Source organism: Rhodococcus sp. B50 (assembly GCF_013602415.1).
GTDB lineage: Bacteria > Actinomycetota > Actinomycetes > Mycobacteriales > Mycobacteriaceae > Rhodococcus.
Window position 1 is genome coordinate 1,300,272 of sequence record NZ_WPAG02000002.1, and the last position, 20,138, is coordinate 1,320,409.

Annotated in this window: 18 protein-coding genes and 2 pseudogenes; 8 read left to right on the top strand and 12 right to left on the bottom strand. The window is 65.1% G+C overall.

Going from position 1 to position 20,138, the window contains the following annotated elements; all coding sequences use genetic code 11:
• Positions 1-43 precede the first annotated feature (43 nt).
• From GON09_RS06320 to GON09_RS06330, 3 genes are read left to right on the top strand one after another with little or no spacing between them, the layout of a single operon-like run.
• The gene (locus tag GON09_RS06320; protein ID WP_213931072.1) at positions 44-2,125 is read left to right on the top strand and encodes a hydantoinase/oxoprolinase family protein; all 2,082 of its coding nucleotides are present in this window, start codon (positions 44-46) and stop codon (positions 2,123-2,125) included.
• Positions 2,122-3,939 (top strand): hydantoinase B/oxoprolinase family protein, encoded by a 1,818-nt coding sequence (locus GON09_RS06325; protein WP_081314841.1) that lies wholly within the window; start codon positions 2,122-2,124, stop codon positions 3,937-3,939. The genes GON09_RS06320 and GON09_RS06325 overlap by 4 nt, the downstream gene beginning before the upstream one ends.
• Positions 3,885-5,210, top strand: coding sequence for an amidase (locus GON09_RS06330; RefSeq protein WP_307854329.1), 1,326 nt, complete (start codon positions 3,885-3,887; stop codon positions 5,208-5,210). The genes GON09_RS06325 and GON09_RS06330 overlap by 55 nt, the downstream gene beginning before the upstream one ends.
• 186 nt (positions 5,211-5,396) lie before the next feature.
• Here GON09_RS06330 and GON09_RS06335 read toward each other — a convergent pair whose 3' ends face one another.
• The 5 genes and pseudogenes from GON09_RS06335 to GON09_RS06355 form a co-directional block, all read right to left on the bottom strand.
• Positions 5,397-5,846, bottom strand: coding sequence for a cupin domain-containing protein (locus GON09_RS06335; protein ID WP_060654601.1), 450 nt, complete (start codon positions 5,844-5,846; stop codon positions 5,397-5,399).
• A gap of 110 nt (positions 5,847-5,956) precedes the next feature.
• Positions 5,957-6,132: pseudogene (locus GON09_RS28965) on the bottom strand (transposase); the annotation flags it as partial.
• A gap of 12 nt (positions 6,133-6,144) precedes the next feature.
• Positions 6,145-6,924 carry an enoyl-CoA hydratase-related protein gene (locus GON09_RS06345; protein ID WP_213931073.1) on the bottom strand — a complete coding sequence of 260 codons (780 nt, stop codon included), beginning with the start codon at positions 6,922-6,924 and terminating at the stop codon, positions 6,145-6,147.
• 70 nt (positions 6,925-6,994) lie between these two features.
• Positions 6,995-7,666, bottom strand: a complete 672-nt coding sequence (locus GON09_RS06350) for an enoyl-CoA hydratase/isomerase family protein (RefSeq protein WP_213931074.1) — start codon at positions 7,664-7,666, stop codon at positions 6,995-6,997.
• 15 nt (positions 7,667-7,681) lie between these two features.
• On the bottom strand, positions 7,682-8,545 hold the full coding sequence (locus GON09_RS06355) for an SCO6745 family protein (RefSeq protein WP_213931075.1): 864 nt from the start codon (positions 8,543-8,545) through the stop codon (positions 7,682-7,684).
• Between the two features lie 80 nt (positions 8,546-8,625).
• Here GON09_RS06355 and GON09_RS06360 point away from each other — a divergent pair, with 80 nt between their 5' ends.
• Positions 8,626-10,026 carry an aminotransferase-like domain-containing protein gene (locus GON09_RS06360; protein ID WP_307854330.1) on the top strand — a complete coding sequence of 467 codons (1,401 nt, stop codon included), beginning with the start codon at positions 8,626-8,628 and terminating at the stop codon, positions 10,024-10,026.
• An 8-nt stretch (positions 10,027-10,034) separates the two neighbouring features.
• Here GON09_RS06360 and GON09_RS06365 read toward each other — a convergent pair whose 3' ends face one another.
• The 7 genes and pseudogenes from GON09_RS06365 to GON09_RS06395 all read right to left on the bottom strand — a co-directional run bounded on the left by GON09_RS06365 (position 10,035) and on the right by GON09_RS06395 (position 16,410).
• The gene (locus GON09_RS06365; RefSeq protein ID WP_374195388.1) at positions 10,035-10,277 is read right to left on the bottom strand and encodes a cupin domain-containing protein; all 243 of its coding nucleotides are present in this window, start codon (positions 10,275-10,277) and stop codon (positions 10,035-10,037) included.
• Between the two features lie 100 nt (positions 10,278-10,377).
• Positions 10,378-10,641, bottom strand: a pseudogene (locus GON09_RS28970) (PhzF family phenazine biosynthesis protein); the annotation flags it as partial.
• A 159-nt stretch (positions 10,642-10,800) separates the two neighbouring features.
• A complete protein-coding gene (locus GON09_RS06375) occupies positions 10,801-11,958 on the bottom strand; it encodes an acyl-CoA dehydrogenase family protein (protein ID WP_213931076.1) in 1,158 nt (385 codons plus the stop codon).
• A 16-nt stretch (positions 11,959-11,974) separates the two neighbouring features.
• Positions 11,975-12,958 (bottom strand): NAD(P)H-dependent flavin oxidoreductase, encoded by a 984-nt coding sequence (locus tag GON09_RS06380; protein ID WP_213931077.1) that lies wholly within the window; start codon positions 12,956-12,958, stop codon positions 11,975-11,977.
• A gap of 529 nt (positions 12,959-13,487) precedes the next feature.
• Positions 13,488-13,823 carry a 4-hydroxyphenylacetate 3-hydroxylase N-terminal domain-containing protein gene (locus tag GON09_RS06385; protein WP_244865410.1) on the bottom strand — a complete coding sequence of 112 codons (336 nt, stop codon included), beginning with the start codon at positions 13,821-13,823 and terminating at the stop codon, positions 13,488-13,490.
• A 114-nt stretch (positions 13,824-13,937) separates the two neighbouring features.
• Positions 13,938-15,377, bottom strand: coding sequence for an aldehyde dehydrogenase (locus tag GON09_RS06390; protein ID WP_213931078.1), 1,440 nt, complete (start codon positions 15,375-15,377; stop codon positions 13,938-13,940).
• 121 nt (positions 15,378-15,498) lie between these two features.
• Complete coding sequence (locus tag GON09_RS06395) at positions 15,499-16,410, bottom strand: IclR family transcriptional regulator (RefSeq protein WP_213931079.1); 912 nt, start codon at positions 16,408-16,410, stop codon at positions 15,499-15,501.
• Positions 16,411-16,510: 100 nt separating this feature from the next.
• On the opposite strand from GON09_RS06395, the gene GON09_RS06400 reads away from it, so the two are divergent.
• Genes GON09_RS06400 through GON09_RS06415 form a run of 4 tightly spaced genes read left to right on the top strand, consistent with a single transcriptional unit; the run spans position 16,511 to position 19,855 of the window.
• Positions 16,511-18,223, top strand: a complete 1,713-nt coding sequence (locus GON09_RS06400; protein WP_213931080.1) for a thiamine pyrophosphate-binding protein — start codon at positions 16,511-16,513, stop codon at positions 18,221-18,223.
• Positions 18,220-18,651 (top strand): alcohol dehydrogenase catalytic domain-containing protein, encoded by a 432-nt coding sequence (locus GON09_RS06405; protein ID WP_213931081.1) that lies wholly within the window; start codon positions 18,220-18,222, stop codon positions 18,649-18,651. Before GON09_RS06400 ends, GON09_RS06405 begins: the two co-directional genes overlap by 4 nt.
• The gene (locus GON09_RS06410; RefSeq protein ID WP_060654497.1) at positions 18,600-19,064 is read left to right on the top strand and encodes a zinc-binding dehydrogenase; all 465 of its coding nucleotides are present in this window, start codon (positions 18,600-18,602) and stop codon (positions 19,062-19,064) included. Before GON09_RS06405 ends, GON09_RS06410 begins: the two co-directional genes overlap by 52 nt.
• The gene (locus tag GON09_RS06415; RefSeq protein ID WP_060654495.1) at positions 19,061-19,855 is read left to right on the top strand and encodes an SDR family NAD(P)-dependent oxidoreductase; all 795 of its coding nucleotides are present in this window, start codon (positions 19,061-19,063) and stop codon (positions 19,853-19,855) included. The genes GON09_RS06410 and GON09_RS06415 overlap by 4 nt, the downstream gene beginning before the upstream one ends.
• Positions 19,856-20,138: the final 283 nt, after the last annotated feature.

Genomic DNA, 20,138 nt, shown 5'->3' on the forward strand with positions numbered 1-20,138 from the left:
GTCCCCTCCGCTCCTCGCGGGCCCCGAAAGATTGGAAGTATTGATGAAGAGAATCGGAGTCGACGTCGGCGGCACGTTCACCGACCTCGTGCTGTGGGACGACGACGGCACCGTAGTGGTCCACAAGACTCCGTCGACGAACCACGACCCGTCCATCGGAACCATGGACGGAATCGAGGTCCTCGCCGAACGCGCCGGCATCGACCCATCCGACATCGACATGTTCTTCCACGGCACCACCGTCGCCACCAACATCGTGCTCGAACACAACGGGTGCAACGTCGGCATGATCACCACCGAGGGCTTCCGCGACCTTCTGCACATCGCCCGCAAGAAGCGTCCCCTCAACTACTCCAACTACCAGGACCTGCCCTGGCAGAAATGGCAACTGGTGCCGCGCCGCAACCGCCGGGTCGTACCCGAACGGATCGACGCTGCAGGCAACGTCCTCGTACCGCTGGACGAAGATTCAGTGCGTCGAGAAGTTCGCCTGCTCCGCGAACGCGGAGTCGACGCCATCGCCGTCGCCTTCCTGCACTCCTACCGCAACCCCACGCACGAAAAGCGTGTCAAGGACATCATTCTCGAGGAATATCCCGAGGTGTTCATCTCGCTGTCCAGCGAGGTCGCACCTCAGTACCGCGAGTACGAACGCTTCTCCACCGCGGCACTCAACGCCTTCATCGGACCGAAGACCTCGAGCTACATCGCCAACCTTGCAGAGAAGGCCGCCGCGGCTCAGGTCGGCGACGACGTGCACCTGATGACTTCCGCCGGCGGTCTCGTCACTTCTCGTAGTGCGAGTGAACACCCGGTCTCCCTTCTGACCAGCGGCGTGGTCGCCGGACTGCTGGGTGGATGCGCCATCGGTAAGGCCTCCGGATTCCCGAGTGTCATCACACTCGACGTGGGCGGCACGTCGGCCGACATCGGCGTGGCCCCCAACGGGACCCTTCGAATGAAGCACCTCCTCGACACCCGCATCGGCGACTACCACGCCATGGTGCCGATGGCCGAAGTCGACACGATCGGCGCCGGCGGTGGCTCCATCGCCATGGTCGACGAGGGCGGCATGTTCCGGGTCGGACCCCGCAGCGCCGGCGCATTCCCCGGACCCGCCTGCTACGCCCGAGGCGGCACCGAACCGACCTCGACCGACGCCATGGTGATGATGGGCTGGCTACGCGAGGACAGCTTCCTGTCCGGAACCATGGAAGTCGAACCCGGACTCGCCCGCACCGCGATCCAGACCCACATCGCCGACAAGCTCGGAACCGACGTGGACGAAGCCGCGATGGGAATCTTCAAGATCCTCGCCCACTCCATGACCGAGGCGATCAGCCTCCACTCCGTGCGCAAAGGCTACGATCCGCGCGACTTCTCGCTCATCGCCGAAGGCGGCGCAGGGCCGCTCTTCGCGTGGCAGATCGCAGACCAACTCGGCATTCCGCGTGTCATCGTGCCCGGACACCCCGGAATCACCTCGGCAGTCGGCCTGCTGACCACCGACATCCGGTACGAAATTCCCACCACTGTGTGGACCTCGTCCGCGGACGCGGATCTGAACCTGCTGCAAAAACAGATGGACCGGCTCTCCCGCGAGGCAGCGGCTCAACTCGAGGCCGACGGTGTTCCCGCCGAGAACATCTTCCTCGAACGAAGCGTGGACTGCCGCTACGTCGGGCAGGGCTACGAACTGCGGGTCCCGGCACCCGACGGTGATATCGACGATGTCTGGGTCAAGACCGTCGCCGAGGCCTTCCACGAGGCACACGGACGGACCTACTCCCAGCGTTTCGACGACAAGTCCGTTCAGTTGATCAACATCCGCGTCACGGGTGTCGGTGCCGTACCGCACGTCCGCATCACCGAGATCGAGAAGGGCACCGCAGATTCCTCCGCGGCGATCAAGACCATGACCCGAGCATTGTTCTGGCGCGACGAGACTGCTCCCCCGGAGTGGATCGACACTCCGGTCTACGACCGCGCGCTTCTCCTGGCAGGCAACACCATCGAAGGTCCCGCCATCGTCGAACAGTTCGACTCCACGACCATCATCGGCATGAACCAGCACGCGACCGTCGACGCGGTCGGCCACATCATCATCGAGAGGAAGCCCGCATGAGCAAGACCCTGATGCCCAAAACCGGCGTGTCGCTCGCGGGCGAATCCCACCGTACGTGGAACGACGTCGAAGTCGACCCGATCACCCTGCGCGTCATCGGCGGTGCACTGCAGTCCATGGCCAAGGAAATGGCACAGGTCCTGTACCGCATGGCGTACTCGAGCCTGATCCGCGAATCCGAGGACCTGGGCGCCGGCATCTTCGATGTCAACGGTCGCGAACTGTGCGAATCGGATTCGACGCCGATGCACTGCGGTTCGATCCCGGCCTACATCCGGGGTGTCAACCGCAGACTCGCGGGCACGTATCGACCGGGCGACGTCGTCCTGCACAACCACCCGTACCACGGTGCAGCGCACTCCCCCGACTACGGCGTGATCATCCCTATCTTCTGGGAGGGCGAGCACATCGGATTCGCCGGATGCACCGGACACGTCTCCGACGTCGGCGGCAATTTCCCCGGCCTGTGCATGGACGTCGTCGACGTCTGGGCCGAAGGCAAACTCATGGACTCGATGAAGATCTACGACGCCGGCGTTCGCAACGACTACCTCATTCAGCACATCCTCGACAACGTGCGCACACCCGAACAGAACCGAGGCGATCTCGAGGCTCTGATCGCCTGCGCGCGCATCGGAGAGAAGCGGTTCACCGAACTGCTCGAAAAGTACGGTCTCGACACCGTCATGAGCGCCAGCGAACGGTGGATGGACTATTCGGAGAACATGCTTCGGAGCCGGATCCGCGAGATCCCCGACGGCAGCTACGAAGCACCCATCGGATACCTCGACGACGACGGAAAGAACCGCGGTGTCCCTCTGAAGGTCGCCGTTCGTGTTCAGGTCGAGGGCGAAGACATTCTCATCGACCTCACCGGCTCGAACGACCAGGTCCCCACCGCCTTCAACGTGCCCTTCGAGGGATCGGTCCTTCCCGTTGCGGTAGCCGCGATCCGCACCATCCTGCTCGACGAAGATCTGACGGAGGAATTCGTCCCCCAGAACGACGGTTGCTTCCGCCCGGTGAGGGCGTATGCACCGGAGGGAACGATCTTCAACCCGGATTTCCCGGCCTCGTGCTTCGCCCGGTTCTCCCAAGTGAACCGAATCTTCGACTCCATCAATCTTGCTCTGGCGCCGGTACTTCCCGACCATGCGATCGCGGGATCGTCGGCCGCACTGTGCGCCATCGCCTACTCCGGCGTTGCCGAGGACGGCGAATCCTACTGGGTCTACATCGAAATCAACGAAGGCTCGTACGGCGGACGCAACGGAAAGGACGGCATGGACGCCGTCGACTCGCTCATGGCGAACACCCGCAACAACCCCATCGAAGAACTCGAACTCAACCATGCCATGCGGGCCCTCCGGTACGAACTTCGTGACGAAGCACCCGCGCCGGGTCAGTGGCGAGGAGGCATCGGCAGCGTCCGCAAGTGGCTCATGGAGACCGATACCTTCCTCGGATCCGAAGCCGACAACCGCTCCGATCCTCCCGCCGGTGCGTTGGGCGGGCACGACGGCGTCGCGGGTGCGTTCACCCGAAACGCCGGCACGGACCGGGAAGAGGTCCTGTTCTCCAAGGTTACCCAGGAAACCATCCGGGCAGGTGAGACCCTGGAGATCAAGCTGCCCTCCGGCGGTGGCTTCGGCAATCCCTTCCTCCGCGACCCGTTCCAGGTGCTCAGCGACGTCTGGGACGAGTACCTCACGGCAGACGATGCCCGACGCGACTACGGCGTCGTCGTCGACATCGACTCGTGGACCGTGGACGAAGAAGCCACCGCGGCACTTCGTGCAGGGAGCGCATCCTGAACAGCACCACAGGTCGGGCTGCCGCCGCTGCCGGCGGCGGCCCGACCGCTCGTCTCCTCGACGAAACGCTGGGCAGCGTCGTCACCTGGATCGACTCCCCGGACGCCGCCACCGACGGTCCTCTGGCCGGAATGCGTATCGGCGTCAAGGACAACATCGACGTCGCCGGTGTTCCCACAACGTGTGCATCCCGGTTCTTTTCCGACCACATCGCACCCGCGCACGCAGATGTCGTCGGCAGGTTGATCGCCGCGGGCGCGCAGATCACCGCCAAACTGAACATGGCCGAGTTCGCGGTCGGAGTCACCTCCCAGAACTCCGCCGCGGGTCCCGTCCGCAATCCCTGGGATCCGACGCGGGTCCCAGGGGGTTCGAGTGGAGGCTCCGGCGCGGCGGTCGCTGCAGGTCTGGTGGATGCCTCATTGGGCACCGACACCGGTGGGTCGGTCCGTCTGCCTGCATCGGCATGCGGCATCACAGGACTGCGACCGACCTGGGGTTCGATCAGCAATGCCGGAGTCTTTCCCGTCAGCGACGCCTTCGACACCGTGGGTCCGATGGCACGGTCCGTCACGGAGGTCGCCCGACTCTTCGACGTATTGCGGACCGGACCCCGCACTGCCGTCGCTCCGACACGACGGATCGGTGTACCAGCCGTCTTCTTCACCGACGATGTCGATGCCGCCATCGCCGACGCCGTGGACACCACAGCCCGGCACCTTGGGACGCTCGGCTACAAGATGGTGCCGGTGACGATTCCCGGAGCTGCCGACGCGCAGGACATCGTCTACACACTGTTGTACTCGGAGCTCGCCCAACTGCACCAGGACCGCATCAGCCGCTCCCCCGAACTGTTCCAGCCCGCCACCCTCGAACGTGTCTCACTCGGCTTGCAGATTACTGATGGTCAACGAGCACACGCGCTTACGGCGCTGTCTGCATTCCGCCGCGGGCTCGCCAGCGTGTTCGCCGACGTGGATGCGGTCCTTACCCCGACGATGCCCGTGGACGTGCCGCTCATCGAGGCTCCTGACACCGTGGTCGCACAGTCGAGACGTCTAGGCCAGTTCAGCTACCCATGGTCGCTCCACGACGGCCCGACCCTCGCCATCCCGGTCGGCTTTCATCCGATGTCCGACATGCCGATCGGCGCGCAGCTCACCGCTGCTGCGGGCTACGAGGAACTGTTGTTCGCGGTCGGGCGAGCGTTCCAGCGCACAACCGAATGGCATCTCGCGAGGCCACCGCTGAACGTCGCTGCCGACACGTGACTTCGTTGCTCGGTCCACGCCTCACTCTGCGTCCATGACCGATATACATGTCGGCAATTCCAGAAGCGCTCGGTTGGCATCACCACGTCACCGCAGCCACCTGTTCCTGACCACCCTGCGGCTGACCGATCTGTCACCACACCTTCTCGACCTGACAGATTCCTGACCAGGTCGGCCGCACCGACATCAATCACACGCGGGCGCCGGAACATCCTCGAACAGCGGCGATCCGATCGGTACGAGGTACACCACGTCGAGGATCACCGGCTCCGCGCCGAGATTCCGACCCATGTGCAGATGGTCGCGACCCGACGGCTCGTCGATGACATCGCCGGTCTCGAACACCACAGGCTCGCAGCTCCCTCCCGGATGCGTCAGGGTGCCGGCCCGGACGATGCCGAGCACGGGGCCATCGTGATAGTGCCATCCGGTGCTGCCGCCCGGTTCGATCGTGATCTCTCGGGCTACGGCGTGCACGCCGTCAGGTACAAACGGCAGCAGTCCCGGGGGAACCTCGATGTCCACCCACGTCACCCCCGAGACCCCCGTACTCGGGGTGGCCTGCGCCCAGCCAGGTACCGCCACCGTTGCAGCCCAGACCATCGTCGCAAGGACACCCTGCATGGACCGTTTCATGCGCACGGACGCTACCGCCTGCACGACACTGCCGCCGGGTAACCGATGATGCACGCGACGAGCCGAGCCTTCAGTTTCCGCTCGGCCACGTCCTCGGCGATGACCGGACATCGACGGCCTTCGATCCGTTCGTCGTGTTGTTCGGCAAGCACATCACCGACCAACTGGAGCAACGCGGTGCGAGCGGGGAAAGATCCCGACCACGTCGATGCGACGCCGGATCTCCCTTACTCGACCGCTCCTGCGGATTGTCGGACCAGATCTGCCGCCAGATCGGCTTCGAAAAAACACGGTGAACTTACTGCGAGGTCATGTCGCTTCGGCTGAGGAATCGGTCGAGTCCTCTTCGAACACCTGCGGTAGGAACGGTGGTCGCAAACCATGCGGCCTCGACCGCGAGGCCTTCGTCGATGGGCAGGTTGATGCCGCGGGTGACCGCTGCGAGACAGGCGTGCACTGCGGTAGGGGCGTGTCGTTCGATGCGTACCGCCAACTCCAGCGCGGTGGCGAGCAAGTCGGAGGCCGGGACGACATGGTTGATCAAGCCCATCTCATGGGCGCGCTGGGCATCGACGGCGTCGCCGGTGAGGATCATCTCGAGTGCACGTTTGCGGCCGATATGGCGCGGTAGCCGTTGCGAGCCCCCGAACGGTGGCGGAAAACCCAACGAGATCTCCGGTTTGGCGAAGGAGGCATGGTCAGCGGCTACCGCGAGATGTGTTGCCTCCACGATTTCGCATCCACCGCCGTAGGCAAGACCGTTGACCGCGGCGATGACCGGTTTCGAGAATTGTTCGATGCGTCTGGTCAACCCTTGCCCGCGGGCCACGATGTCCTGCAAGGCGTGCGCGGTGCCGGCGTCGATACTCTGTGCCAGGCACGAGATGTCCGCGCCGGCGCTGAAGGCCCGGTCGCCGGATCCGGTGAGCACGACCGAGCGGATCGAGTCGTCGGTCGAGGCGTTGTCCAGCCATGCCGACAACTCGTCGATGGTGGTGAAGTCGAGTGCGTTGAGCTTGTCTGGTCGATCGATCGTGATCACAGCCGTCGACGCGGCGTGGCGCACGGTAATGCTCATATCTCTTCCTCCTGGGGGTTGCTGTCAGATGCGACCGACTTCGTCGGTCGTGTCCACACCGGCGTAGCGGTCACAGTGAAAGCGTGTGGCAGGCCGGGTCGTAGCGGTCGAACTGCTGGAACTTGCGCCGCATCCGGTGCAGGAGATGCCAGGGAGTGCGGGCGATGTCGTAGGCGAGTTCACAGGCGCGGTCGAGCACCCTGCGGTCGCGGACGATCTCCGTCAGTAGCCCGACGGCCAGGGCTTCGTCGGCGTCGACGGTTCTGCCGGTCAGGACGAGTTCTCGTGCCCGGGTCGAACCGATGCATTCGGCGAGGGGACCGTAGACGACAGGGAATCGGCGGTGTTCGGGGTGAGAGAAGCTCGTGCGTGGAGTACCGAGGCGGATATCGGTGAGCACCGCCAGGTCCGCGCCTCCGGCCACGACCGGCCCGTCGAGAGCGGCGATCACCGGCACCGGGTGCGCCGCAATCACCGCGTTCATCCGGTTGGACGATTCCCACAGGCCCTCGCCGTCGACCCGGTCGAATTCGGCAAGGTCGAATCCGGCGCAGAAGACGTCTCCGTGACCGGTCAGGACCACCACGCGGGCATCGTGGGCCAGTGCTTCGAAGGCGTGAGCGAGGTCGAGTCGCATAGCGTGTGACAAGGCGTTCTTCTTGTGCGGACGATTCAACGTCACGACGGCCACACCATGGTCCTCGACAGCTGTGGTGTCCACTTCGATGAGACGGCTGTCCATCGGTTTCCTTCGGTGTCAGGGGCGGGGAACGCCGATGGGATTGGGCAAGGGGATGGCACCGGTGTCGAACAGACGACGGCTGATCGGTGCCGCGATCGCGATGATCGTTTCGATTCCGGTCTGGCCCAGGGCCGTCACCGGATCGGCAGCAAGAAAATCGGTCCGGTCTTCGATGCTGCGGCGCAGCGCTCCCCCACTCTTGGTGAGCCGGCCTTTGACATCGATCAGCCCACGCGCCCGCAATCTACGTTGCGAAGACTCCCACTCCTCGTCGTTCCAGCCACGATTGTGTTGCATCAACTCCCGGGTAACCGTGCCGGTGGCCGCGTGCGCGACAACCGCATCGATCCCCTGCAATCCGGCGTGCACACACGCGATGACATGCCCGTCCCCGCGATGTTCGCGCAGGACGGTGGCGGCAAGCCACAGTTGCGCGGCGACGTCGTCGGGTCGCAGGACCCTCGACCATCCGGCCGCCAACGGCCGACCGGCGAAATGACATCCGTCGACAGCCATTTCGAGGTACGAGGCAAGCATTTCCAGGTCGCGTCCGGGAACCTGTCGGAGGTGCTCGGTCAGCACAAGACGTGCAGTGGCAAGACGTGCTTGAAGTACCGTCGCCGGATCCACGCACGCCCAGGCCTCGGGCAGTGCCCTCGCAACCCGCCGAGTGGGGAAACTGAAGAACATCGATTCGACAGGGGCCGCGGTCATCGCACCGAGCGGTGCGGCACGGCCGGCGAAGTAGCCCATCCAGTACCCGCTCATGCCGAGATCGAGGGAGATGCGGCGATGGTGTGGAGAAAAGTACGGTGCCGCATGCAACGGTTCGATCGCCTCCCACAGGCGCCGAGCCAAAGTTGCCGCCGGTTCTGCCATCGCCGTCCCTCCACTCACTGGTCGTGCAGTGACCAGCATCGTGCTTGCGACACGGGGCCGGACAGTGCCATTTTTGTCGAGTGGACCAGGACATTGCGTGGTGGACAACCGTCGTCTTCGGCACGGACGAGCGCACCGACCTCCCCCGCTATCTGCGGATCGTCACCGCCATCGAACAGGCCATCGACGCCCGTACCGTGATCTACGGCCAACGGCTTCCCGCCGAACGCACGCTCGCCGCAGCACTGTGCGTCAGCCGAGGCACGGTCGTCCGCGCATTCGAAGAACTCGTCGGACGGGGTGTGCTCGAACGAGTCCACGGTTCGGGCACCTTCGTCCGCCCCCGCCCCACCACATCACGCCCGGTGATACGGCACCTCGACTCGTCCACGGACGAGGTCGGCGACATGATCGACCTGTCCGGCTCGGCCCCTATCGGTCCGTCGCACCTTCCGATCATCGACTGGGATTTCGACCCAACCACGTACGGTGCGAACCTCCCAGCTCGGGGTCTTCCGATCCTGCGGCAAGCACTGGCACGACACCTCACACGACTGGGTGTGCCGACCGAAGCCGAGCAGATCATCGTGACCACCGGCGCGGCGGAGGCCCTCGACCTTCTTCTCCGCACACACTCCGCCGCGAAGCGACCGGTCGTCGTCGGCGCCCCGATGTGGCCGGCACTGCGGTCGGTCGTCACCGAACGCACTGCACCATCGCTGTGCCTGTATCCCGACGCCGGGGGCGTCGATCCGGCCGCTGCACGGCGCGCTCTGCGGCGCACCGGTGCGTCGATCGCATTCTTCGATGTGATCGAGTCCGGACCGAGCGGGCGCACCACTGCAACGTTCCGGTCGCCGCGCATCGCCGCGGCGATCGAGGATCACTCCGCCGTCGCGGTCGAAGATCTGTCCTTCCTTCCGCTCGCGGCAGCCCACGATCCGCAGGTGCGCCCGCTCGCGGCACTGTCGGAGCGTGTCACTGCGATCGGCGAGCTCAATCGGATGTTCTGGGCAGGGTGTGGCATCGGCTGGATCCGGGAGACAGCGCCGGACGCCACGTTGCTGACCGCCTCTTTCCGCCTTCCGATTCCGGCGTTGAGCGCGCAGGAACACGCCGCGCGCCTACTCGATGCGGCGAGCGCGCAATGGTTCGCCGATCGTTACGACCACCTCGCCCGAACGGTGACGTATCTGCGCGATCTGCTGGCGAAGTCGGTGCCGAGTTGGACGGTGGAGCCCTCCACCACCGGGGACGGGGTATGGATCCGGTTGCCGGTGGTCGACGCATCGACGTTTGCACATGTCGCAGCGCGCAGCGGGGTTCGTGTGTGTGTCGGATACGAGTGCGTCACCGACGGGGGTCTGCGCGAGTACATCCGGGTCTCCGCCGCTGCGGACCTCCCAGTCTTGGAAGGTGCGGTCGATCGGCTCGTCGAGGCGTGGGCGACGTATACGCGGCGACTGGCAGCGAGTGTGTGATCGGGTGTTCACATACGTGCGCGAGTGCCCTCCGCCGGGCCGAAGACCACCACAGTCGCGAAGTCCTCGTCGGCGTCGACGAAGCGGTGAGGCAGCCCGGCGGGGACGACCAGCACCGCCCCGGTCGGGGCCGGTACGGAACTGGTCGGTGTCCACAGGGTCGCGACGCCGGAAGTGACGATGTAGACCTCGTCCTCGCCGTGAGGTTGTTGCGCGTCCGTGACGCCCGCCGGGATCGAGTACGTGCCCACACTCAAATCGGGGCTCCGCAGATGTTCGACATAACGGGCGCCTGTGGTGGCATCGAACCGGCCGGCACGGTCGAGCCGCCGCCCCGGCCGGCACCGCCCGTCCCGAAACAGTGATGCCCTGTCCGGGTTCACCGACGCACACCCCGATCTCACTGGGCCGCCCCATCTCGACGCCCTGACGGACGACAAAACGATCATCCGGATGCGCCACCTCGGGGTGGCGCACGTACCCACCGAGAGCAACCGCAGCGGACCCGGTGGCGGGATCCTCCACGACCCCACCGACCGGGAACCGACTGCGGTTGTGAATCTCGTCCGCGGAGCGATACCAGAACAATTGGGCGGTCACCGCGCGCCAGTCCACTCAGCACAGCGCAAACCGACCCGATGGGGGGCTCCGACCGAGTGACATCATCTGCACCTGCCCCCGGTGATTGGTGGCGCCGGCCTCATCGTCGTAGCGGCCACTGCAGCGAGTCCGCAGGGCCGCAGCCGCCTGTCGACCTCGGAGTTTCCTTTAGCTCTACAGCGAGTTCCGTGCGATGTCGCGGCCGATGATTTCCTTCATGATCTCGGTGGTACCGCCGTAGATTGTTTGGATGCGGCAGTCGACGTATGCGCGGGCGATGGGGTATTCCATCATGTAGCCGTATCCTCCGTGCAGCTGCACACATCGATCGACCACGCGCTTCTGCAATTCGCTCGCCCACCATTTGGCTTGGGCAGCCTCGACGGCGGTGAGATCCCCGTCGTTGAGAGCGAGGACCGCATTGTCGATGTACGCCTGGGTGACGTCGATTTCGGTGAGGAGCTCGGCCAGCACGAAGCGGGTGTTCTGAAAATCCCCGACGGACTGACCGAACGCCTTGCGTTCGAAGACGTAGGTCCTGGTCCACTCGTAGGCGGCACGGGCACTGGCGATGGCGCTGACCGCAATCGAGAGCCGTTCGCGGGGCAGTCGTTCCATCAGGTGGACCAAGCCCCGGCCTTCGGTACCGAGAAGGTTGCCCGCAGGGACCCTTACATCGACGAAGGACAGTTCTGCGGTGTCCTGTGCGGCGAGCCCGACCTTCTCGAGCTTGCGCCCCCGTGTGAACCCCTCCATGCCTCGCTCGACGACGAAGAGGCTGTATCCGCGCGAACCGGAGTCAGGATCGGTTCGAGCGGCGACGATCACCAGGTCTGCGTGAATTCCATTGGTGATGAAGGTTTTCTGGCCGTTGAGAATCCAGCTGTCGCCGTCGCGGACGGCAGTGGTCCTGATTCCCTGAAGGTCGCTGCCCGTGCCGGGTTCGGTCATCGCGATGGCGCAGATGAGTTCACCGCTGGCCATACCGGGTAGCCATCGCTGTTTCTGTTCCTGCGTGCCCAGGTCACACATGTAAGGGATGGTGATGTCGTCCTGGGTGCCGAGACCGGCACCGAACGAGGTGGTGCCGGTACGGGCGATTTCCTCTGCCATGACGTACCGGTACCGGTAGTCCTGCTCTCCGGGGCCTCCGAACTCTTCGGGAACAGATAGGCCGACGATGCCTATCTTCCCGGCGGCCGACCATGCGGCCCGGTCGATCAGCCGCTCCTTTTCCCACTCCTCGTAGTACGGGAGGACTTCGCGGGCGAGGTATTCCCGGACGGTTTCCCGGTAGGCCTCGTGGTCTTCGCTGAAAATTTTGCGCCGCATAGTTTCTCTTCGGTTATCAGGCGGGAACGCGGTCGAGCATTCCGCCGAGCCGCTCGGCGATCAGGTCTTCTGCTTCGGTGGTAATGCGCCTGACCAGCTCGGCGACTGTCGGGATGTCGTGGATGAGACCTTGTGAGGTACCAACGGTCCAGATTCCGGCTTCGGGGTCGCCCAGTTCGTACACGGTTCGGCCGCGTGCACCGGCGACGAGTTCGCGGACGTCTTCGAATTGGCCGCCGCGGTCGAGGATCTCGACGACTTCCCGGCTGACGGCGTTACTCGCGACGCGGGCAGTGTTCCGCAAGGGCCGGAAGATGAGTTCGGTCTGGGTTTCGTCGGCCGCAACGATGGCTTCTTTGATGTTCTGGTGGATCGGCGATTCAGCGGTGCACATGAACCGGGTGCCCATATTGATTCCGTCGGCGCCGAGGGCGAGGGCGGCTACGAGGCCGCGGGCGTCGGCGAATCCGCCCGAGGCGATCATCGGGATGGTGATCTTGCGGGCAGCCGCGGGGATGAGGACGAGACCGGCGATATCGTCCTCGCCGGGGTGTCCGGCGCACTCGAAGCCGTCGATGCTGATTCCGTCCACACCTAGTTCCTGTGCCTTGACGGCGTGGCGCACGGTGGTGCACTTGTGGAGAACTTTCACTCCCGCCTCATGGAACATCGGCAGGTGCGGTCCGGGAGTGGATCCGGCGGTCTCGACGATCTTGACCCCCGACTCGATGATCACCTGCCGGTACTCGTCATAGGGCGGCGGCGTGATCGAGGGCAGGATGGTCAGGTTCACGCCGAAGGGTTGGTCGGTCAGTTCACGGCACCGGGCGATCTCGCGAGCGAGATCCTCCGGTGTGGGTTGGGTGAGCGCGGTGATGAGCCCGAGGGCTCCGGCGTTCGCAACCGCGGCGACCAGCTCGGCGCGGCCAACCCATTGCATCCCTCCTTGGACTATGGGGTGGCGGACGCCGAACGTTTCGGTGAATGCGGTGGAAATCATCTGATGGTCCTCTTCCGTAATGGGATGCGGGAATGGGTTGGGGCGCAGACCATGTTGAGGGCGAGGTGACATAGCGCCACGCGACGATCGACGGTATGAGATCCGGCGAACGCGACCAGACACCGTCACCGATTGCCCGTCGGGCAAGGGCCGACGGCGGGCACCCCGCCTGGATCACATACCGGCCAGTCCTCGGGCGCTCGTTCCGATGGTGGTTTCCGCGTCGTTCGCGCTGATCCTTGCCACTTCTTCGAGTGCACGCAGCGCGCCGACCTGGAACGCCACTCCGGGAACCCCATCGCCGCCGGGCATTAGGGTGAACGGACGAGCGTTCCTTCGGTTGCGGGAGCCGAGTTGGGGCATCGACTTCTCTTCTGGAACCGGGAAAGGGTGGTCACAGCATGAATCGGCGCGAGGAACCTACCGGTCCCGACGAACTGGAGAAGTCTCCGTGGTGGCCTCACCTGGCTTCGACAGACACCCCGAGGTTCACGGTGGGTGTGTTCTCACAACCGGTCGATGCCGGCGATCACGCTGACGTAGTCGCGGGCTCGTGTCGGGTCGAACGAGCGGGAGATCTGCAGCTTCTCCGCCTCGAGAGAGAGGTGGAGGGGGCGACGTAGAACGCACTGACCTGCTCGCCATCGACCTCGGCGACCGCCAGGTCCGGACGGTCCGCAGCAATGTCATAACAAATCGCCGAATGGTCCACCGCCAGAGCCAGTTCGGGCTCGCTGACCACATCGTCGATCCGCCGTCCCCGATAGAAGACCCGCCGCCCGTCTGCCAGACCCTGCCGGAACTCGTCACCGGTACGCAAACTCACAATGCACTCCTTGTTCAGCTGGCGACATACACCGCTCATCAGGTATTGGTCGATAGACGAGTTTCCAAGCGGGTGAAGACCCGAACTCTTGGAGACGCCCCGCGAATGCCATGGGAGCGATCGGGGACTTGGATGAAGCTCGACCAGTTGAGATCAGTCGGTGAGGAAAATGGACTTGGTGTTGAAGTAGGAGGCGAGACCTTCCGGTCCGAGTTCGCGGCCGAGACCACTGGCCTTGATCCCTCCGAATGGAGCACCGAAATCGAGCGTGTACCCGTTCACGCCGAAGGATCCGGTTTCCACCCGCCGGGCGACATCGAGCCCATGCTCGGTGTCGGCCGTCCACACCGTTCCGCCGAGACCGAACTCGGAGTCGTTGGCGATCGCGATTGCCTGCTCCTCGTCGGTGTAAGGGATGACCGAGAGCACGGGCCCGAAGATTTCCTCGCGAGCGATGGTGTGGTCGAGTCCGACCTCCCCGAAGACGGTCGGTTCGACGAACCATCCCCGGTCACGATCGGCGGGCCGCCCTCCACCGGTGGTCAGTTTCGCACCTTCGCTACGGCCGGCCTCGATGTAGGACTCCACCCGGGCGCGCTGCCCGGCGCTGACCAGCGGTCCGATGAACGTGTCTGGATCGAGCGGGTCACCGACCGGCAGGGAGGACACCATCGCCGTGACCGCGTCGAGAACCTCTGCATAACGGCTTTGCGGGGCAAGTATTCTCGTGGATGCGTAGCAGGTCTGACCGGTATTGATCAGGGATGCGGTCGCCAGGCCCTGCACCGTAGCAGCCAGGTCGGCGTCGTCGAGGATCAAGGCGGCGGATTTGCCACCCAACTCCAGCGACACCGGTCGCAACAACCTGCCACAGGTTTCGGCGATCTGTCGCCCGGCCGGAGTGGATCCGGTGAAGGCCACCTTTTGCACACCCGGATGGGCGACGAGGTGCTTGCCGATCTCCGGTCCGCCCGTGACGATGTTGAGCACACCGGCGGGCAGGCCGGCCTCGACCGCGGCCTGGGCCAGGACAAACGAGTCGAGCACCGTCTCGGGCGACGGCTTGAGGACGACGGTGCACCCGGCAGCGAGCGCCGGAGCGATCTTCATCATCGCCAACAGTGCGGGAAAGTTCCACGGCGCGATGGCAGCGACGACGCCGATCGGCTCTTTCCGCACGACCGTAGTGCCGTTGCCCGCCAACGCCGCTCGGCGCTCTTCCAACTCGGTGGCGCGGGCGAGGGAGGCGTAGTAGCTCAGCAGAGCGGTCGGACCCTGCCCCTCGGCGACAGTGGCAATCGAGATCGGCATCCCGTTCTGCTCGCTGACCAGACGGGCGGACAGTTCGGCTCGGTTTCCCAGCGCGACCGCGAACCGCTCCAGAACATCGGCACGCTGCACCGGTGTGAATGCGGACCAGGCACGGAACGCGTGGCCGGCCGCCGCAACGGCGGCGTCGACGTCGGCCGGGGTGCACTCGGGTACCTGCCCGATCTTTTCCTCCGTCGATGCCGAATGCACTTCGATCACATCGGACGAGAGGGGCGTACGCCACTCACCGTCGATGTACAGGGCAGCGTGATTGTGGGGCATGAGGCCTCCTCGGACCGTTGGGCGCCGTGTCGAACTCGCGGGGGTCTGCAACACCTGGCACCACGAGTGACAGAATTTCTATAGCGATCGTTAAATAACGTATGTGCGTGGTCCGCGACTGTCAATGTGCGGGTGGTCGCCCATGCACGGCCGCGGTCACTTCGGCAGCTGCATCCCGCACGAGATCGCCGAGCTCGAGAGTGGCCGCGCCCGACATCGGGGCGGGGGCGTCGACGACACACAGCACCATCACTGGACCCCCGTCGGGTCCGAAGACGACAGAATTGACCGAGATCGGCTGATAGCTCATCTGAAGCTCGACCGCACCAACGAGTACATCCGCAGACAGCAGGCGCCGCGCCTCACGCAACGCAACGGTGGACCGATTTCCTCCGCTTCCGTAGCCGCGCAGCGCTGAGACTGCGTCCGCGAGCGAACGCTCTTGTTGCTGAAGACATTCGATCGCGAAGCCACGGCTCCGGATGAGCGTGAGGATCGGCTCGTACCGGGCCCGCAGCGAGTCCGCGTCCTCGTCGAGCGCTTGCGCACCGACGATGTACCACTCGTCGAGCCGATCAGATGGATACCAAGCGGCCAGTCCTGCACCCAACGGTGGTGCGAGCAGCACCTTGTCGCCGAGGCGCAACCCGAGCGTGCCTCGCCTGCCGCCGATCGGCTGAACGATTTCGGCGACCACCAGGTCGGACCCGGACGGAACGAAGGCGACGCAGGCCAGGTGAGTGAGATCCGCGAGCCGATGCATCACCGACCGTGCGAGATCGACGACATCAGCGGCCTGATCCGCCGCCTGCCCGATCGCAATAAGGGCAGGGCCAAGTTGATAGGTCTTGCGGCTGGGGTGGCGAATGAGCCACCCGGCCTCGGTGAGCGCGACGACCATCGGATAGCAGGTGGCCTTCGCGACGCCGAGGTGCCTGGCGATATCCGCCAGGCTACGGCCGGCTCCAGGTTCCTCGGCAAGGAGCTCCATAAGCATGACGATGCGCTCGGTTTGGGGAGAAGTACGTGTCATGTGTTCGCATAATGCCACTCTGGCGCCGCACTGTGATCACCGCTACTTTTGTGTTTATCGATCGCTATACAACATCTTCGAACCTTCGATAGGAGTCTCGATGACAATCAACGGTGGCCAGTTGTTGGCCCGAGCGCTGGCCCAGGCGGGAACGACGGAGGTGTTCACCCTGCACGGTGGGCATTTGGATGCCTTCCTGGTGGCGTGCGCCGGCGAAGGCATCCGGTTGACCGACACCCGGCACGAGGCAAGTGCCGGCCACGCCGCCGACGCCTACGCCCGAGTCACGGGCGGACTCGGGGTCTGTGTCATCACCTCGGGTCCGGGTTTCACGAACGCCTACACCGCGATTGCGAACTCCTATCTCGACCGCACCCCGACTCTGTTCGTCGTCGGCGCCCCACCGATACGCGAGACCGAGACCAACCCGCTGCAGGGCGGCTTCGACCAGATCGCGGCGGCGACACCAGTGACGAAGTGGGCGCATCGGATCACCGATCCTGCACGGATTCCCGAGATCGTCGCCCTGGCCGTCCGCAAGGCCACCACCGGCGTTCCGGGCCCGATTCTGCTCGAGGTTCCGATCGACGTGATGTTCGGAGAGGCCGACGAACACGTGGTGCGGTATCCGGTCAACTACACCATCGAAGCCCGCCCGGCACCCGCGTCGACCGCTGTGGAAGCGGCTCTGGACCTGCTGCAGACCGCGACGAACCCCGCGATTGTCATCGGTGGTGGGGTCACCTTCTCCGGCGCCGCGGACGCCCTCGTCGCATTCGCTGAAACCGTCGATGTCCCGGTCTTCTATCCGGGTAAGTCCGACGGTGCGATCCCCGCAAGTCATCGCCTGGCCGGCGGGGGCCTACTCGCCTTGGGCACCCTGCCCGCACTCGGCGAGCCGACCCCCGATGTCGTGATGATCGTTGGCGCACGGGCCGGGATGTTCACCGGCGGCCGGGCCAGCCTGTTCCCTGGCGCCCGGCTCGTCCAGATCGACATTGACGCCTCCGAGCTCGGTCGGATGCACGACGTCGCCGTCCCGATCCTCGCGGACTGCCGGGAAGCGCTGCTCGCGCTGACCGCGGCTGCCGCCACCCGCACCTGGCCGGACTGGTCCGGTTGGGTGCAGGCGGCAACGGGCGCCAAGCACGCCCACCGGGCCGGATTCGTCGACGAGACCACCGAGTCGGGCAAACCTCACCCGTACTTCGCGGCCCGCGCCATCGTCGATGCCTGCCCACCGGACACGATCTTCGTTATGGATGGCGCCGAGGCCCCCTCCTGGGCGGAATTCTTCGCCACCACCGAAACACCCGGTGGCGTCCTGCGCCTCGGGTACCTCGGATGCCTGGGTGTCGGACCAGGATTCGCGATCGGAGCGCACCGCGCCCGCCCGGACGCCCCCATCGTGATCATCACCGGTGACGGAGCCGCCGGCTTCCACATCCAAGAATTCGACACGATGGCCCGACACAACATCCCTGTGGTCACCGTGATCTTCAACAATGCAGTCTGGGGAATGTCGATCCACGGTCAAGAGGCCGTCTACGGCGAGCGCGGCGTAGTGGTCTCCGAACTCGCCGACAGTGCCTACGAGAAGGTGGCTGAGGCATTCGGTGGGTACGGCGAGCGAGTCGAGAGCACCACGAGAATCGGTGACGCGATGAAGCGCGCGTTCGACGCCGGCGTGCCGGCCTGCCTCAACGTCGAGATCGATCCGACGGTGGTGCACCCGATCACCACGATGATGCTCGGCGACGTCACCAGCACCGACGAAATCGTGGTCCCCTACTACGAGAACATCCCCCGATGAAGGGGTTGCTGTTCCGCGAACACGGCGTGGTCGTGCGCGCCGACCTCGACACCCCTATCCCCGGCGGCGGCGAGGTGTTAGTGCAGGTCAAGGCCGCCGGGATCTGCGGCTCCCACCTGCACGGCGTCGCCGATGGCATGTACCCGCACCCAGCGGTGCTCAGGCACGAGTTCGCGGGCGTCACCGAGGACGGCACCCGCGCCGCGATCACCCCGGTACCGCGTGACAGGCTGGTCCCGATCCCCGAGGGGGCGTCCTTCACCGCCGGAGCGATGGCCGAGGTCGTCGCGAACGGCGCCCACGCCCTTGCCCGCTCCGGCGGGGCGCAGCGAAAGACGGTCGGATCATCGGCGCCGGACCGATTGGGCGGGCCACCTTGCTGTGCACCCGCGAACAGGGAGCCAGCACCATCGGGGTCACCGACCTGATCGAGCACCGACTGGCGGTGGCCACCCGACTCGGCGCCGACGCAGTTTCGAACACTCTCGATGCAGGCGCATTCGACCTCGTCATCGACGCGGTCGGCGCGACCGTCACGCGCTCCGCTTTCCTGACAGCCTTGCGCTCGGGCGGCACAGCCGTGTGGATCGGGGTCAACGATCCGGCGGCGACACTCGCTGCGTCGATGGACGTGGTCATTGCCGAACGCAGCATCGTCGGGTCCTTCGCCTACACCGACGCCGTGTTCGCGCACGCGGTCACCCTCAGTGCCCGTCACAACTTCGACTGGGTCAGCACCTACCCGCTCGATGCCGCCGAACCGGTCTTCGCCGAGCTGAGGGCGGAACGATCGTCGATTGTCAAAGCACACTTCACTACCGAGGACAGGAGTCAACAATGACTGCACGAGTAGCAGACAAAACCGCAGTGGTGATCGGCGGTGCGTCCGGCATCGGGTGGGCATCGGCCGAGCTGCTGGCGAAAGAGGGCGCAACCGTGGTGATCGCCGACATCGACGCTGACAAGGCAGGCGATCGAGCACACGAACTCGGCGGACGCACCCGCAGTCGCCGAGTCGACGTCTCCGACGAGGAATCGGTCCGAGCACTGTTCGAGGACACCGCAAATGAAGTGGGTTCCGTCGACATCACCCTCAACTGCGCCGGAGTCAACCTTCCCGGGTTGATCACCGACCTCGACGCCGGTTCGTGGCAGCGCACGATCGATCTATGTTTGACCGGGGCCTTTTTCGTCATCAAACATTCGGCCCGGACGATGGCGACCGGAGCCGCGATCACCAGTATCGCCTCACTCAATGCACGTCAACCCGCTGCCGGTTTCGCCGGCTACTGCGCAGCCAAAGCCGGCCTGACCATGCTCACCCAGGTAGCAGCACTCGAACTCGGTGCCCGAGGTATCCGAGTCAACGCCATCTCTCCCGGCCTGGTCGAAACACCCCTCGTGCAGGGACTGACCTCGCATCCGGCAATCCAAACCGAGTTCACCGACAACACACCACTCGGACGCAACGGCCTGCCTGCCGACATCGCCGAGGCCGTTCTCTACCTGAGTTCGGACTCGGCCTCGTGGGTCACCGGCGAAATCCTCGACATCAACGGCGGAGCACACCTACGCCGATACCCCGACCTCATGAGACACCTCGCTGACGCGTCCGACCAGTCGAGTCACTGATCAACCCACCCTGAGTCCGTGGCTCTGGAAAAAATGCCGATGACCAACCGTCGAGACATGACGACACCTCGAGCCCTTCTTCGAGGCGGACAGTGTTCGACGACAACTGTCCTGGTACGTACTGAGCACCGATGAGCGGCACCTTCGGCTACCGCCCACTCGCATCGAGCGAACCCCCTCCATCGGCGTCCTCAACCTGCCCGGTCGGACCCTCCGCGTCCTCCACCCACGCCACACTCTCAATTTCGCCCGCAACCTCCCCGACATCCGCTGCTGCCCCCAC

Coding starts and splice junctions, on each gene's coding strand:
- GON09_RS06320 (WP_213931072.1), top strand. CDS start 44: ATGAAGAGAATCGGAGTCGACGTCGGCGGCACGTTCACCGACCTCGTG.
- GON09_RS06325 (WP_081314841.1), top strand. CDS start 2,122: ATGAGCAAGACCCTGATGCCCAAAACCGGCGTGTCGCTCGCGGGCGAA.
- GON09_RS06335 (WP_060654601.1), bottom strand. CDS start 5,846: ATGAAACGGTCCATGCAGGGTGTCCTTGCGACGATGGTCTGGGCTGCA.
- GON09_RS06345 (WP_213931073.1), bottom strand. CDS start 6,924: ATGAGCATTACCGTGCGCCACGCCGCGTCGACGGCTGTGATCACGATC.
- GON09_RS06350 (WP_213931074.1), bottom strand. CDS start 7,666: ATGGACAGCCGTCTCATCGAAGTGGACACCACAGCTGTCGAGGACCAT.
- GON09_RS06355 (WP_213931075.1), bottom strand. CDS start 8,545: ATGGCAGAACCGGCGGCAACTTTGGCTCGGCGCCTGTGGGAGGCGATC.
- GON09_RS06375 (WP_213931076.1), bottom strand. CDS start 11,958: ATGCGGCGCAAAATTTTCAGCGAAGACCACGAGGCCTACCGGGAAACC.
- GON09_RS06380 (WP_213931077.1), bottom strand. CDS start 12,958: ATGATTTCCACCGCATTCACCGAAACGTTCGGCGTCCGCCACCCCATA.
- GON09_RS06385 (WP_244865410.1), bottom strand. CDS start 13,823: ATGAGCGGTGTATGTCGCCAGCTGAACAAGGAGTGCATTGTGAGTTTG.
- GON09_RS06390 (WP_213931078.1), bottom strand. CDS start 15,377: ATGCCCCACAATCACGCTGCCCTGTACATCGACGGTGAGTGGCGTACG.
- GON09_RS06395 (WP_213931079.1), bottom strand. CDS start 16,410: ATGACACGTACTTCTCCCCAAACCGAGCGCATCGTCATGCTTATGGAG.
- GON09_RS06400 (WP_213931080.1), top strand. CDS start 16,511: ATGACAATCAACGGTGGCCAGTTGTTGGCCCGAGCGCTGGCCCAGGCG.
- GON09_RS06405 (WP_213931081.1), top strand. CDS start 18,220: ATGAAGGGGTTGCTGTTCCGCGAACACGGCGTGGTCGTGCGCGCCGAC.
- GON09_RS06415 (WP_060654495.1), top strand. CDS start 19,061: ATGACTGCACGAGTAGCAGACAAAACCGCAGTGGTGATCGGCGGTGCG.